The following is a 15,087-nucleotide window of genomic DNA, read 5'->3' as shown; positions in this document are numbered from 1 at the left end:
AAGGAAGAAAGGAACTAGTCAATTGGATGAACAAATAGAGAAACACTTGATTTGTAAAGCACAAAATGGAGATATTGCGGCTTTTGAAGCTTTAATCATAGATTATGAAAAACGCATTTATAACATTTGCTTGCGTATGCTAGGGGATGAGCAAGAAGCCTATGATGGGGCTCAAGAAATTTGTGTGAAACTGTGGAAACAACTGCATACGTTTGAGGGGAATTCTAAGTTTAGCACCTGGGTTTATCGTATTAGCACGAACCAATGTCTCGATCTTATTAGAAAAAGAAAGCACCGTTTAGAAGAAGAGGTTTCTCTTTATCAGACATCTAAAGATTCAGAGACTGAGTGGGTTTTAGAAGTGGGTTCTAAAAGAGATGAGATGGGTGAACATGTGGAGCAGATGGTGCTTCAAGATATTATGAAACAGGCTTTAACCGAAGTTAAAGAAGAATATAAACAAATTCTTCTCTTAAGAGATATAGAAGGACTTAGCTATGATGAGATCGCAGAAGCTTTAGAAATGAATAAGGGGACTGTAAAATCTAGGCTTTCAAGAGCCCGACTTGCTATGAAACAGATTTTAACCCAAAATAAGGAACCTTATAAGTCTTTTTTTCGTCAAACGATTAAGAAGGAGGGCAACATATGAAATGTGAAGACTACCAACAATTAATATCCCTTTATTTAGATGATGCCTTATCATATGACGAAAAATTGCAGCTTGAAGTACATCTTAAAGATTGCCCTACATGCCAAGAGACGTTTGAAATGATGCATATGATGATTAAAGGATTAGAAGACCTAGAGGATGTACCACTTCCAGAGGGGTTTCATGCCTCAGTACACAAAGCATTACTTAAAGAACAGTCCCGAGTGGAAATGGAACAATTACAAATCAAAGAACCCTGTGTTCAAGATATAAAAAGAACAGTAGTGAAAGAGAAAAAAAGTAAAAAAAGTGTTTACCGTTGGCTCACTTATGCCTCAGGACTTGCCGCTGCAGTAGTAATAGGATTTGTGCTTGTACCAAGTGGGCAAGACCCACAAATAGGTGCGACTCAAGTATCTCCACTCGCCAGTGCGCCAGAGCAATCTAAATCTAGAGCGCAGGCAGAAAGCTATGCCCTTATGCCTGAAGAAGAGGGAAAGCGTGTAGGTTATGCAGCTACAGCGACTGAGAGAGTGGCTTATGAGGCTACAAGTGAACAATGGAATGTTGTATGCAGTGATGTAACAGCACTTATACAGTTTGTAGAAGACTATTGTGTAAGTAGGCAAGTTGGACTGGAGACATGGGAGCAAGAGGGTGTCATTACCTATGTTCTACAAGGTGTAGATAAAGCTGATTTCAAAACGCAATTAGTATTACAGATAGATAGTGAAAATGACCTTGTGGTAAGCAAAGGTGATGATGAAGTTATGCTACATCTTATTATTGCACCAAAAGAATAGGTTCAGATACTTGACACGTGCAAGGCTTTTTGTTACATTATAGTCATAAATGCATATTTATGTTTGCGATGAGAAAGAGGAGTAGTAAAAGCGAAACGTTTAAGCGAGACTGGGAGGGTGGAAGCCAGTTACGGTATCATTTTATGAAGGCGCTTTGGAGCAAACCATGAAAGTGGGATAACTCGTTATCCAATTAGGGTGGAACCGCGGAAGTAACCTTTCGTCCCTTGCTTAGGCAAGAGACGAAAGGTTTTTTTATTTATTTAACAAACAAGGAGGTAATGAGATGCAAGAAAAATCAATGCAACAAGTCGTTGCTGTAGCAAAATCTAGAGGATTTGTATATCCAGGTTCAGAAATTTATGGAGGACTTGCGAATACTTGGGATTACGGCCCATTGGGTGTAGAACTTAAAAACAACGTTAAAAAAGCTTGGTGGAAAAAATTCATTCAAGAAAGTCCCTACAACGTAGGTGTGGACTGTGCAATTTTAATGAACCCACAAGTATGGGTAGCTTCAGGACATGTAGGTGGATTTAGTGACCCTCTTATGGACTGTAAAGCTTGTAAAGAACGCTTCCGCTCAGATAAAATTATTGAAGATTTCATGCATGAAAAAGGTGAAGATCTTGTAGTAGATGGTTGGTCAAACGAACAAATGCAACAATTTATTTCAGACAACCAAATTCCATGTCCAACATGTGGAGCTCATGACTACACAGATATTCGTCAATTCAACTTAATGTTCAAAACTTTCCAAGGTGTAACTGAAGACTCTAAAAATACTGTTTACTTAAGACCAGAAACAGCGCAAGGGATCTTTGTTAACTTTAAAAATGTACAACGTACAAGTAGAAAGAAAGTACCATTCGGTATTGGACAAATTGGTAAATCATTTAGAAATGAAATTACCCCAGGTAACTTCATCTTCAGAACGCGTGAATTTGAACAAATGGAACTTGAATTCTTCTGTAAACCAGGTACAGAGCTTGAATGGTTTGACTACTGGAAAAATTACTGTAAGGATTGGATTCTTAATTTAGGTGTAAAACCAGAAAACATGCGTATGCGTGACCACTCTGAAGAAGAACTTTCACACTACAGCAACGGAACTTCAGATATCGAGTTCTTATTCCCATTTGGTTGGGGTGAACTTTGGGGTATTGCATCTCGTACAGATTATGACCTTAAACAACATAGTACACATTCTGGTGAAGAAATGCTTTACTTTGATCAAACAACAAATGAAAGATACATTCCATACTGTATTGAACCATCACTTGGAGCTGATCGTGTAACTTTGGCATTCCTTTGTGAAGCATATGACGAAGAAGCACTTGAAGATGGCGATACACGTACTGTATTTAGATTCCATCCAGCACTTGCACCAGTAAAAGCGGCTGTTTTACCACTTTCTAAAAAATTATCAGAAGAAGCAACAGCTGTATATCATACACTTCTTAAACACTTCAACGTAGAATACGATGAAAGTGGTTCAATTGGTAAACGTTATAGAAGACAAGATGAAATTGGTACACCATTCTGTATTACTTTCGATTTTGATTCTAAAGATGATCATATGGTAACTGTAAGAGATCGTGATACTATGGCCCAAGAACGTGTAGCAATTAGCGAGCTTGTTAACTATATTGAAAGCAAAATGGAATTCTAATAGGATTTTATATAATAAACAAACACCCCGGAATGATACATTTCGGGGTGTTTGTTTATTATTTTTATTATTATATATAAACTATGAAAGTAAAAAGATATAGTTTATATATAATAATGTTTAAAAAATAAATTAATAAGAGAAAAAATCGTCACAATTAGATAAAAAAATATTTTATTTTTGTGTATAAATTATTAAAATAACAAAATTGATTAGAAAATAATAAAATACTATTTTAAAATTAATAATTTATGATATAATGATAACGAAACGAGAAAAATTAGTTATTTACTATTCGTCGCAAAAATAGTGCTAACAATTCTTAAAGAAAATCTAGGAGGGTACATACATGAGCCAAAAATGGGTATATATGTTTAAAGAAGGAAATGGGAAAGATAAAAACCTTCTCGGAGGTAAAGGTGCAAACCTTGCTGAAATGACACAATTAGGGTTACCAATTCCTCAAGGATTCACAGTGACAACAGAAGCTTGTACAGAGTACTACAATAATGATCAAAGTTTATCAGATGCAATCCAAGATCAAATCAAATCAGCTTTAGTGGAACTTGAAGAAATTTCAGGCAAAAAATTTGGTGACAATGAAAACCCACTTTTAGTATCTGTACGTTCAGGTGCTAGAGTATCAATGCCAGGTATGATGGATACAGTACTTAACTTAGGCCTTAATGATGAAGCTGTAGCTGGTCTTGCAAACAAAACACAAAATGAAAGGTTTGCATATGACTCATATCGTCGTTTTATCCAAATGTTCTCAGACGTTGTAATGGAAATTCCAAAACCACGTTTTGAAAAAATTATTGATGAAATGAAAGAAGTAAAAGGCGTTACATTAGATACAGACCTCGATGCTAGTGACTTAAAAGAAATGGTTATACGTTATAAAGCGTTATACAAAGAAGTGAAGGGAGTAGATTTTCCACAAGAACCACAAGACCAATTGATGGAATCTATTAAAGCAGTATTCCGTTCATGGATGAACCCACGTGCAATTGTGTACAGAAGAATGAACGATTATCCATCTAACTGGGGTACAGCAGTAAATGTACAAATGATGGTATTCGGGAACATGGGTGAAACATCTGGTACAGGTGTTGCCTTCACAAGAAATCCGTCTACTGGTGAAAATTTAATTTACGGTGAATACTTAATCAATGCTCAAGGTGAAGACGTAGTTGCTGGTATTAGAACACCAAACCACATTTCACAACTTGAACAAGATATGCCAGCTGTTTATGAAGAGTTTATGGCTATTTCAAATAAACTTGAAAACCACTTCCATGACATGCAAGATATGGAGTTCACTGTAGAAGATGGTAAGCTTTACTTCTTACAAACACGTAATGGTAAAAGAACAGCTGCAGCTGCTTTAAGAATTGCGGTAGACTTAGTAGAAGAGGGACAAATTACAGAAGAAACAGCGGTGCTTCGTGTAGAACCAAAACAACTTGATCAATTACTTCACCCAATGTTTGATGCTAAAGCACTTAAAGAAGCCAAAGTAATTGGCAAAGCATTACCAGCATCTCCAGGTGCTGCAGCTGGTAAAGTATACTTCACAGCTGATGATGCGAAAGTAGCTGGTGCAAGAGGAGAACGCGTCATTCTTGTTCGTCTTGAAACATCACCAGAAGATATTGAAGGTATGGCAGCAGCAAAAGGAATCTTAACTGTACGTGGTGGGATGACATCACATGCAGCAGTAGTTGCTCGTGGTATGGGGACATGCTGTGTATCTGGTTGTGGTGAAATCAAAATTGATGAAGAAGCTAAAACATTCTCACTTGGTGGGATGACATTTGGTGAAGGGGATTACATCTCACTTGATGGTTCAACAGGTAACATCTATGGTGAAGACGTAGCAACTGTAGAGCCAGAAATTACAGGGGACTTTGAAACATTCATGGCTTGGGCTGACAAATATCGTACACTTAAAGTACGTACAAATGCTGACTCACCAAAAGATGCACAAAATGCTGTTAAATTTGGCGCTGAAGGTATTGGACTTTGCCGTACAGAGCATATGTTCTTTGAAGAAGATCGTATTATGAAAGTACGTAAAATGATTGTAGCTAAAGCTGAAGCAGAAAGAAGAGAAGCACTTGAAGCCCTTCTTCCACTTCAAAAAGGTGACTTTGTAGGCATCTACGAAGCTATGGAAGAAAGACCAGTAACTGTACGTCTTCTTGACCCACCACTTCATGAGTTCTTACCTCATTCAGATGAAGATATTAAAGAACTTGCTGATAATATGGACATTACTTTTGAAGATTTAAAAGCTACAGTTGAATCACTTCATGAATTCAACCCAATGATGGGACATCGTGGATGCCGACTTGCAGTTTCTTATCCAGAAATTGCTGAAATGCAAGCACGTGCAATCATTGAAGCAGCACTTCAAGTAAAAGCTGAAAAAGGCTATAACATTATTCCTGAGATTATGATTCCACTTGTTGGCGAAGTCAAAGAATTAAAATATGTTAAAGATGTTGTTGTAACAGCTGCGAATAAAGCAATCGAAGCTGCAGGTGTAGAACTTGAATATCATGTAGGTACAATGATTGAAATTCCACGTGCAGCAGTAACAGCTGACCAAATTGCTGAAGAGGCAGAATTCTTCTCATTCGGTACAAACGACTTAACACAAATGACATTCGGCTTCTCACGTGATGATGCTGGTAAATTCTTAGAAGACTACTACGGAAAAGGTGTCTACGAATCAGACCCATTTGCAAGACTTGATCAAACAGGTGTAGGTGTACTTGTACAAATGGCAGCTGAAAAAGGACGTAGTACAAGACCAAATATTAAACTAGGTATTTGTGGGGAACATGGTGGGGATCCATCATCTATTGAATTCTGTCACAACATCGGCTTAAACTACGTATCTTGTTCTCCATTCCGTGTACCTATTGCACGTTTAGCGGCAGCACAAGCAGCACTTAAAAATAAATAATTAATTTTTGTTATAGAAAATAACCTAAGAGGATAGACATCCTCTTAGGTTATTTTAGTTGGATGCGCTTTTTAATGTAGGGCTTAAACTTAGAATATCTGAGTGTATTGGGGTTTTTAAGCTATGTTAAAATGTTGTTAACTTGAAAATTTGGAAATACAATGTGCTATAATAGCGACATATAAAAACTATTTAGTAAAGAATGGATGAGACAAATGAGTGAAATGCAAGTTGTTTTAGGAGTAGATGTAGGCGGTTCAACAACTAAAATCATAGGTTATGATTTAGACCAAAGGTTGATAGGTACCTTGCAAGTACGGGCAACAGATCAAATGACTTCATTATATGGTGCTATTGGAAACTTCTTGAAAACACATCAACTTTCTTTAAGGGCAGTCAAACGTATTATTTTGACAGGAGTAGGTGCTTCTTTTATAGAAGAAACTATTTTTGATATTCCTACTTATAAGGTTAAGGAGTTTGAAGCTATTGGTCTAGGTGGGGTTCATCTTGCAGGGCTTGAAGAGGCCTTGGTAGTGAGTATGGGGACAGGTACAGCTTTTGTTTGTGTGAAAGCAGGTGAAGTGAAACATATAGGTGGAAGTGGTGTAGGAGGAGGAACTTTGTTAGGCCTTGCGAAGCTTACACTGGGGCAGCAAGATAGTAGTGTAGTTGGAGATATGGCAACTCTTGGAGACTTGGGTATGGTAGATTTAGTCATTCAGGATATTACTCATGAAAAAATCCCATCTTTGCCTGAAGATGCTACAGCATCTAATTTTGGTTCAGTTAAAAGTCATGTACAAGAGCAAGATATAGCCAAAGGCCTAATTAATATGATTTTTCAAACGATAGGAATGATGGCAGTGTTTGCTTGCCAAAATACATCTATACGACAAGTTGTGTTAACGGGATCACTAACTACTTTGCCTCAAGCTCAGGCCATTTTTGATGGTATTGGTCAAATGCATGGCATACATTTTATTATCCCTAAGCAAGCTGTATTTGCAACAGCTATAGGGGCTGTAGCAAATACTTTAGAGGAAGAAAAGACGTTGCTTTCTTATACCAAAGTCTCAAAATAATATGCTATAATACCTTATAGGACAGGTTTATCAAGGAATCTATAAAAAAAAGAGGAAATCAACTATTTGTGTCGTATAATTATAGTGTGTAAGGAGGCGGAAAAATGTGTCAACGACAAATTCAAGAACAATTTGAAAGAGAACACTTACAGGCTTTTAGTCAGAAGGCAGCGACATCTAAAGGACGTGTGCGACGTGAGGAAGAGTGTGAGGTGCGTACTGCATTTCAAAGGGACAGAGATCGGATTTTACATTCGAAAGCTTTTAGGCGTTTAGCACATAAAACACAAGTTTTTATTTCGCCTGAAGGAGACCATTATAGGACGAGACTTACACATACATTAGAAGTAGCACAAATTGGAAGAACAATTGCTAGAGCACTGAGGTTAAATGAAGATTTGGTTGAAGCCATTGCCTTAGGTCATGACTTAGGCCATACACCCTTTGGCCATATCGGTGAGTTTATGCTTCAAGAGCTTACAAGTCATCAATTTCACCACAACTTGCAAAGCTTGAGAGTGGTGGAATATATTGAAAATAAAGGCCGAGGTTTGAATCTCACATGGGAAGTAAGAGATGGGATATTGAATCATCAAACCAAAGGAAGCCCAGCAACCCTTGAAGGCAAAATTGTTCAAATTTCAGATAAAATCGCCTATGTTAATCACGACATTGACGATGCCCTAAGAGGAAAAGTATTAGCAGTGTCAGACTTGCCAAGTAACTATTTATCTATTTTAGGGGAAACTTCTTCTAAAAGGATTAATACACTGATTACGGATATTATAGAGACCAGTTATGGGACACCACAAGTTGGAATGAGCGAGGAGGTTGCTAGTGCCTTTAAGGCTATGCGTGCTTTCTTATTTGAAAAAGTTTATGTCGGGTCAATTGCTAAAGAGCAAGAAGAAAAGGCTAAGCATGTGGTGAAACAGCTGTATGAATATTATATGGATAAACCTGACAAACTACCACAAAACTACTTGAGAGAACTTCAAGAAGGGGAGGAAAAAATAAAGGTTGTATGTGATTACATTGCAGGAATGACAGATCGCTATGCACTCCACGCTTATTGTGAGTTATTTTTTCCAACCTCGTGGAATATTTATTAGATTATATAGAAAAGAGGAAGCTAGATGTATTATTCTGACGAGATTATTGATAGGATCAGGGAACAGAGTGATATTATATCTATCATTTCCGAGTATACTGCCTTAACAAGAAAGGGACATTCCCATACCGGATTATGCCCTTTCCATAACGAGAAAACACCATCTTTTTCTGTAAGTGATGATAAACAAATGTATTATTGCTTTGGATGTGGTGCAGGAGGAAATGTTTTTACATTTGTAATGCAGAAGGAAAATATGACATTTCCAGAAGCTATACAATTTTTAGCAGAGAAGGTCAATATTGATTTAGATGGCATGGAAAAGCAGTATGATGATGGCGGTAAAGCCAATAAAAAGGCTCTTTTCTTAGAAATTTACAAAAAGGCAGCTAGATACTATTACTATAGTTTAAATGCAAAAGAAAATGAGCATGCTTTGAATTATTTTCATCAACGTGGTATTAGCGATGATGTCATCAAGCACTTTGGGCTAGGCTATGCCCCAGCGGATTATAATATTTTCTATCGTATGATGAAACAAGAGGGGTATCAAGATGAAGATTTGGTTGAGAGTGGCCTTTTTATTAAAAGTAAGTCAAAAGGTGTCGTCTTTGACCGATTTTCTGACCGTGTCATGTTTCCCATTTTTAATGCAAATAAAAAGGTGGTGGCTTTTGGTGGACGTATACTAGGAGAAGGTCAGCCTAAATACTTAAACTCTCCAGAAAGTTTGCTTTTTGACAAAAGTCGTACCCTCTATGGCCTGCATATTGCAAGGCAAAACAAATATCCTTATTTCATTTTAGTAGAGGGATACATGGATGTTATTGCGATGCATATGGCGGGCTTTACGCAGACTGTGGCATCCCTTGGTACAGCTTTTACAGAGGGGCATGCGAGACTACTCAAACGCTGCGCAGAGCAGGTGGTTATCTTGTATGATAGTGATAGCGCAGGGAAGAAGGCAGCGTTGCGTGCAATTCCCATTTTACGTGGACAGGGCATCCAAGTGAAAGTCTTACAGCTAGAAGATAGCAAAGACCCTGATGAGTTTTTAAAGAAACATGGTAAAGAAGAGATGCAAAAGTTGCTTGAAGAAGCAGAAAGTCATGTTTGGTTTAGAATCAAAGAAATTGAGAGCCAGTACCACTTAGAATTACCAGATGAAAAGGTAAAATTCTTGCAAGAGCTGGCTAAGCTTTTGGGTAATTTAGAAAGTAGTATTGAGCAAAGTATTTACACAAAAGAAATTGCTAGTAAGTACCAAGTAAGTTTAGAAGCACTAGAAGCTGAAATTAAAAAGTACTATGTAGCTAAACAAAATATTCCAGTTCAAAGAGCACCACAAATGAAGGAACAATTAGGAACTGGAACCATACCGATGCAACTGGAGTTTTTATGTACAATCTATAATTACCCGAACATTTATAAGTATGTTGAGCCTTTTATAGAAGCTGAAATGTTTGAAGAGGGATTAATTGCAGATTTGGCCTGTGCTATTTTGGAAGCTAGAAAATCAGCGCGGGAAGTGGATGCCACTTATTTTAACAACCGCTATACAGATATTAAAGAACAAAAAATCATTTCAACAATCTTTATGAAAAAAGATGAAAGATACGAAGAAGAAGATTTGATGCACAAAATGTTAGAAGAAACCATCAAACGACTCAATAGTAATCATATAGAAAAGAGACTTAAGTGTACTGCCGATATTCAAGAAGTTCAAGCACTCCTTATGAAAAAGCGTAGTTTGGACAAATTGCATATTGATTTTATAAATGGTTAGAATAGAGAAGGGATGAAAGAATGGTGAAAGAGGATATCAATCAAAAAGCAACTTTTAAATCGAGACTTGAACAACTGATGAGACTTGCTAAAGAAAAAAGAGGTGTCTTAGAGCAAACAGACATTGTAGATGCCCTTAATGATTTGGAGCTAGACCAGATGGAAGTTGAACAGATATATGAGTATTTAGAAGCACAAAATATTGATGTTTTAAGGAATATAAGTGACTTAGATGAAGAAGTCCCGATTGATTTTACTTTACCTGAAGGTATTAGTATGGATGACCCCGTACGTATGTACTTAAAAGAAATTGGGAAAGTACCTCTTTTATCCAGCGCGGCTGAAATTGAACTGGCAAAACGTATGGAACAAGGAGATGATGAAGCAAGAAAAAGGCTAGCAGAAGCTAATTTGAGGCTTGTTGTCAGTATTGCCAAAAGATATGTGGGGCGTGGTATGCTTTTCTTGGATTTGATTCAAGAAGGAAACTTAGGGCTCATTAAAGCAGTGGAAAAGTTTGACTATAGTAAAGGCTATAAGTTTAGTACCTATGCCACTTGGTGGATTAGGCAGGCCATTACAAGAGCTATTGCGGATCAAGCACGAACGATTCGCATTCCAGTACATATGGTAGAGACGATTAATCGCTTAATGCGTGTTTCAAGACAACTTTTACAAGAACTTGGACGGGATCCACAGCCAGAAGAAATTGCTAAGGTAATGGAAATACCTGTTTCAAGAGTGCGAGAGATCATGAAGATTTCGCAAGAGCCTGTTTCTTTAGAAACACCTATTGGGGAAGAAGATGATAGCCATTTAGGGGACTTCATTCCTGATGATGATGTGCCTGTTCCAGCAGAAGCTGCCGCCTTTACCCTTCTTAAAGAACAACTTATAGAAGTTTTAGATACGCTAACTGAACGGGAACAAAAAGTATTACGTTTACGCTTTGGCCTAGATGATGGTAGGGCCAGAACATTAGAAGAGGTAGGCAAAGAATTTAGTGTAACCCGCGAGCGTATTCGCCAAATTGAAGCGAAAGCACTGCGCAAACTCCGCCATCCAAGTCGTAGTAAAAAATTGAGAGATTACTTAGAATAGGAGTTGAGTCCTCAACTTCTATTTTCTATTGACATATAAAATGAGACTAAATGAGATTAAAGAGGTGTAAAACGTGCAATTATCAAAAAGATTAGGTGCTATTGCAAGTTTAGTACCAGAAGGTGCAAAACTTGTAGATGTAGGCACAGACCATGGCTATATTCCAATTTATTTAACAAAAAATCATAAAGCAAGCTACTGTATTGCCAGCGATATTAATAAAGGCCCCTTAGAAAGCGCTAAACGCAACAGAGATAAGTATCAACTGAGTGGCATTGAACTTAGACAAGGAAGTGGCTTACAAACTATAAAATTAGAAGATCGGATGGATACGGTAGTTATTGCGGGAATGGGAGGCTATTTAGTACATGATATTTTAGAATTAGATTTAGTACTTGTAAAAACCATGAGAACGCTTATCCTACAACCCCAAAATAATATTCCAGAAATCCGACGTTATGTTCATAGTATAGGCTTTAAAATAGCACGTGAAGTATTCCTAGAAGAGGAGGGAAAATACTACACTATCATTGTGGCAGTGCCAGGTGTGGAAAGCTATGTGAAACCTTGCCATTATGAATATGGTCAATATTTGCTAGAAGAGGGCAGTGACTTATATAAACGTTGGTTACAACATAAGCAAAAAGGTTATGCAGACATTATAACTAAGTTGCAAACCTTAGAAGGGAATCAAACAGCAGAGCGTATGAGTGAACTTCAACAAGCGAATGAATTGATTGAGGAGGCGTTAAAGTGTATGCATTAAAAGATATTATGGCCCATTTAGAAACGTTAGCACCTACCAGACTTGCAGAAAAATGGGATCATGTGGGTCTAATGATTGGTGGAAGAAGTACAGAAATTGAAAAGGTACTTTGTGCACTAGACTTAAACTTAGAGGTTGTTGAAGAGGCTATTGAAAAGGGGGCTCAATTAATAGTTACCCACCATCCTTGCTTCTTTAAACCTATTGCATCTATTGATTATGATACACCAATAGGGTTAATGATTCAAAAGCTTATTCAAAACAATATTGCAGTGTATGCGATGCACACCAATTTAGATATTGCACAAGGTGGTATCAATGATTACTTAGCAGATAGATTAGGGTTACAACATGTAGGCCCTTTAACAATTACTGAACGTACACCACTTCAAAAACTTGTGATATACGTTCCAGTGTCCCACTATGAAGGGGTAAGAGAAGTATTAGTAGCAGCTAACACATGCACGATAGGAAACTATATAGGGTGTACCTTTGGTACTGTAGGAAAAGGGACATTTATACCACTAGAAGGGAGTAACCCTTATGTTGGTACCGCACATACACTAGAAGAGGTAGAAGAAGTCAAAATAGAATGTATGATTCATCCTCAAGATTTAGGGACAATAATAGAAGCGGTGCAACAAGTACATCCTTATGAAGAGGTTGCCTATGATGTATTCCAACTAGAAAATGTTTCACGTTCAGAAGGATTGGGGCGTGTAGGTGTTTGTGAATCTATAAGTGTGGAAGCACTTATTGTAAAGCTTAAAGAAGTGTTTGAGATTCCTTATGTAAGACTGATTGGAAAAGCAGACCGCCAAGTGAGTAAGGTTGCACTTTGTTCAGGGAGTGGTGCTTCTTTCATAGGTACAGCTGCAGCTTGTGCCGAAGTGTACATCACAGGAGATGTGACTTTCCATGAAGCACAAGCTGCCATAAGTCAGGGTATTACAGTTATTGATGTGGGGCACTACCCTTCTGAAAATATTGCAATGCCATTGATTCAAACCTATTTAACCACACAGTGTCAAATGCTCGAGGTTATATGTTCTACGGTAGATGGTGAAACCTTTAAAACTGTGTAAAGACAACGAAGGGGGCATGTAAGATGGTGAAAATTAAATTTAAAAATGGTGAAAGTACTAAAGTTCCAAAAGGTACGACCTTTGAAATGCTTGCAAAAAACTACCAAGGTGGCAAACAAACACCGATTGTAGCGGCAAGGGTTGGGAATGTCCTGCGTGAACTTTATAGCAAAATAGAAGAAAATCTAGAAGATGTAAGTTTCATAGACCTTACAGAAAAAGATGGGGTACGTATTTATCAACGTACAGCCACTTTCTTACTCATTGCAGCGACACAAAAGTGTTTTCCACATCTAACGGTACTGGTGAATCACCATATTACAGGCGGTTATTTTTGTGAATTTGACCAGATGGCAGACTGTATACCAAGTAACTTGGCACGGATTGAAGCCTATATGCATGAGATGGTGGAGAAAGCCTTACCGATTACCAAAACGACTTTGCCAATAGATGAAGCTTTAAAGCTCTTTGCAACACTTGACATGCCAGACAAAGAAGCCCTTTTTAGATACCGAAGGACATCTAATGTAAACGTATATCACTTAGATGGCGTAGATAATTATTTTTATGGATATATGATGCCTTCAGTGGAACATGTGAAGTGTTTTAAACTTCAGCCTTATGCTCATGGATTTATCTTACTGTTCCCAGACGAAGCGCGTCCAACACAGCTAGCAAACTTTGTGTCACAACCTAAGCTTTCTACAGTCTTTAGAGAGTCTGAAGAATGGGCACGTATTTTGGATGTAGATATTGTAGCTTCCCTGAATAAAGTGATTACCCAAGGGCGGTTGCCAGACTTGATTCGTGTTGCAGAAGCTTTCCATGAAAAGAAAATTGCAGGGATTGCAGATCAGATTGCAAGTCATTCCAAAGTACGTTTAGTGTTGATTGCAGGGCCCTCTTCTTCAGGAAAGACGACATTTGCACAAAGGCTTTGTGTTCAACTGCGTGTGAATGGGTTGACACCACATGTTATCTCTATTGATGACTACTTTGTCAATCGTGAGCAGACACCACTAGATGAAGATGGGAAGTATGACTTTGAGGCACTAGAAGCCATTGATATTCAACTTTTCAATGAGCATATGTCTAAATTAATTGCAGGGGAGACTGTAGAGATTCCGACCTTCAACTTTAAAACAGGAAGAAGAGAGTATAAAGGGCATAAAGTAGCTCTTGGCGAAGAAGATGTTCTTGTTATAGAGGGGATTCATGGCCTGAATGAACGCCTTAGCTATGCTATTCCAAGAGAAAATAAATTTAAAATCTATGTAAGCTGCTTAACACAGTTGAACGTAGACTACCATAACCGTATTCCAACAACAGATACAAGGCTTATTCGTCGTATGATTCGTGACAATCAATACAGAGGGATGAGTGCGGAACAAACTTTGGCCCAGTGGGCATCTGTAAGACGTGGAGAGAATAAAAATATTTTCCCATTCCAAGAAGAAGCCGATGTGATGTTTAATACAGTATTAATCTATGAGTTGGCTGTGCTCAAACAAAAAGCAGAACCTCTTTTGTTTGGTATAGATCGTCAGTCTCCTTATTACAGTGAGGCTAAACGCCTACTCAAATTCTTAGAATATTTCTTGACGGCAGATACAGAAGGTATCCCAAATACCTCTATTATTCGAGAATTTATTGGTGGAAGTTGCTTCCACTAGTTGACACACGTTAAGGAATATGCTATTGTAATAAAGTTGTTAAGTAAGTCAGATGGTCGCGTCTACAAAGCCGAAAGGCTGTAGATGAGGAACGTCCGGGCTCCATAGAGCAAAGGTGCTGGGTAACCCCCAGTGGAGGCGACTCTAAGGATAGTGCAACAGAAATAAACCACCTACTGCTTGCAGTAGGAAAGGGTGGAAAGGTGAGGTAAGAGCTCACCGTGTCTTAGGTGACTAAGATAGCCATGTAAACCCCACCTGGAGCAAGACCGGATAAAGACATATGTGGCTGCTCGTCACGTCTTAGGTAGGTTGCTAGAGCATGTAGGTAACTGCATGTCGAGATAGATGACCGTCAGATACAGAACCCGGCGTATAGA

General features: G+C 38.0%; 11 protein-coding genes, 1 other RNA gene and 1 other annotated feature. All 12 genes read left to right on the top strand.

Going from position 1 to position 15,087, the window contains the following annotated elements:
- Positions 1-22 precede the first annotated feature (22 nt).
- A complete protein-coding gene (locus RRY75_RS09720; RefSeq protein ID WP_332490909.1) occupies positions 23-652 on the top strand; it encodes an RNA polymerase sigma factor in 630 nt (209 codons plus the stop codon).
- On the top strand, positions 649-1,455 hold the full coding sequence (locus RRY75_RS09715) for an anti-sigma factor family protein (RefSeq protein WP_332490908.1): 807 nt from the start codon (positions 649-651) through the stop codon (positions 1,453-1,455). Before RRY75_RS09720 ends, RRY75_RS09715 begins: the two co-directional genes overlap by 4 nt.
- 59 nt (positions 1,456-1,514) lie before the next feature.
- Positions 1,515-1,686: a binding site (T-box leader), on the top strand.
- 55 nt (positions 1,687-1,741) lie between these two features.
- On the top strand, positions 1,742-3,127 hold the full coding sequence (locus RRY75_RS09710; protein WP_332490906.1) for a glycine--tRNA ligase: 1,386 nt from the start codon (positions 1,742-1,744) through the stop codon (positions 3,125-3,127).
- A gap of 349 nt (positions 3,128-3,476) precedes the next feature.
- The gene (gene ppdK / locus RRY75_RS09705) at positions 3,477-6,101 is read left to right on the top strand and encodes a pyruvate, phosphate dikinase (protein ID WP_332490905.1); all 2,625 of its coding nucleotides are present in this window, start codon (positions 3,477-3,479) and stop codon (positions 6,099-6,101) included.
- 215 nt (positions 6,102-6,316) lie between these two features.
- The gene (locus RRY75_RS09700) at positions 6,317-7,186 is read left to right on the top strand and encodes a hypothetical protein (protein ID WP_332490903.1); all 870 of its coding nucleotides are present in this window, start codon (positions 6,317-6,319) and stop codon (positions 7,184-7,186) included.
- A 104-nt stretch (positions 7,187-7,290) separates the two neighbouring features.
- Positions 7,291-8,298: a deoxyguanosinetriphosphate triphosphohydrolase gene (locus tag RRY75_RS09695; RefSeq protein WP_332490902.1), complete on the top strand. Its 1,008-nt coding sequence runs from the start codon at positions 7,291-7,293 to the stop codon at positions 8,296-8,298.
- A 24-nt stretch (positions 8,299-8,322) separates the two neighbouring features.
- The gene (gene dnaG / locus RRY75_RS09690; protein WP_332490900.1) at positions 8,323-10,083 is read left to right on the top strand and encodes a DNA primase; all 1,761 of its coding nucleotides are present in this window, start codon (positions 8,323-8,325) and stop codon (positions 10,081-10,083) included.
- Positions 10,084-10,103: 20 nt separating this feature from the next.
- On the top strand, positions 10,104-11,183 hold the full coding sequence (gene rpoD / locus RRY75_RS09685; RefSeq protein ID WP_332490898.1) for an RNA polymerase sigma factor RpoD: 1,080 nt from the start codon (positions 10,104-10,106) through the stop codon (positions 11,181-11,183).
- A 73-nt stretch (positions 11,184-11,256) separates the two neighbouring features.
- Positions 11,257-11,949: a tRNA (adenine(22)-N(1))-methyltransferase gene (locus RRY75_RS09680; protein ID WP_332490897.1), complete on the top strand. Its 693-nt coding sequence runs from the start codon at positions 11,257-11,259 to the stop codon at positions 11,947-11,949.
- Positions 11,937-13,034, top strand: coding sequence for a Nif3-like dinuclear metal center hexameric protein (locus RRY75_RS09675; protein ID WP_332490895.1), 1,098 nt, complete (start codon positions 11,937-11,939; stop codon positions 13,032-13,034). Before RRY75_RS09680 ends, RRY75_RS09675 begins: the two co-directional genes overlap by 13 nt.
- 23 nt (positions 13,035-13,057) lie before the next feature.
- Positions 13,058-14,707: a hypothetical protein gene (locus RRY75_RS09670; RefSeq protein WP_332490893.1), complete on the top strand. Its 1,650-nt coding sequence runs from the start codon at positions 13,058-13,060 to the stop codon at positions 14,705-14,707.
- Positions 14,708-14,747: 40 nt separating this feature from the next.
- An RNA gene (rnpB, locus tag RRY75_RS09665) (RNase P RNA component class A) lies at positions 14,748-15,087 on the top strand; the annotation flags it as partial.

Source organism: Niameybacter sp., assembly GCF_036655075.1.
In the GTDB taxonomy this organism is placed as follows: Bacteria; Bacillota; Clostridia; order Lachnospirales; family Cellulosilyticaceae; genus Holtiella.
The sequence above is the reverse complement of the archived record's forward strand: the minus strand, read 5'-3'. Positions and strand labels throughout refer to the sequence as shown.

Excerpts from the sequence above, each read along its gene's own strand:
- RRY75_RS09710 (WP_332490906.1), top strand. The coding sequence starts at position 1,742 with ATGCAAGAAAAATCAATGCAACAAGTCGTTGCTGTAGCAAAATCTAGA.
- RRY75_RS09715 (WP_332490908.1), top strand. The coding sequence starts at position 649 with ATGAAATGTGAAGACTACCAACAATTAATATCCCTTTATTTAGATGAT.
- RRY75_RS09695 (WP_332490902.1), top strand. The coding sequence starts at position 7,291 with ATGTGTCAACGACAAATTCAAGAACAATTTGAAAGAGAACACTTACAG.
- RRY75_RS09670 (WP_332490893.1), top strand. The coding sequence starts at position 13,058 with ATGGTGAAAATTAAATTTAAAAATGGTGAAAGTACTAAAGTTCCAAAA.
- rpoD (WP_332490898.1), top strand. The coding sequence starts at position 10,104 with ATGGTGAAAGAGGATATCAATCAAAAAGCAACTTTTAAATCGAGACTT.
- RRY75_RS09700 (WP_332490903.1), top strand. The coding sequence starts at position 6,317 with ATGAGTGAAATGCAAGTTGTTTTAGGAGTAGATGTAGGCGGTTCAACA.
- dnaG (WP_332490900.1), top strand. The coding sequence starts at position 8,323 with ATGTATTATTCTGACGAGATTATTGATAGGATCAGGGAACAGAGTGAT.
- ppdK (WP_332490905.1), top strand. The coding sequence starts at position 3,477 with ATGAGCCAAAAATGGGTATATATGTTTAAAGAAGGAAATGGGAAAGAT.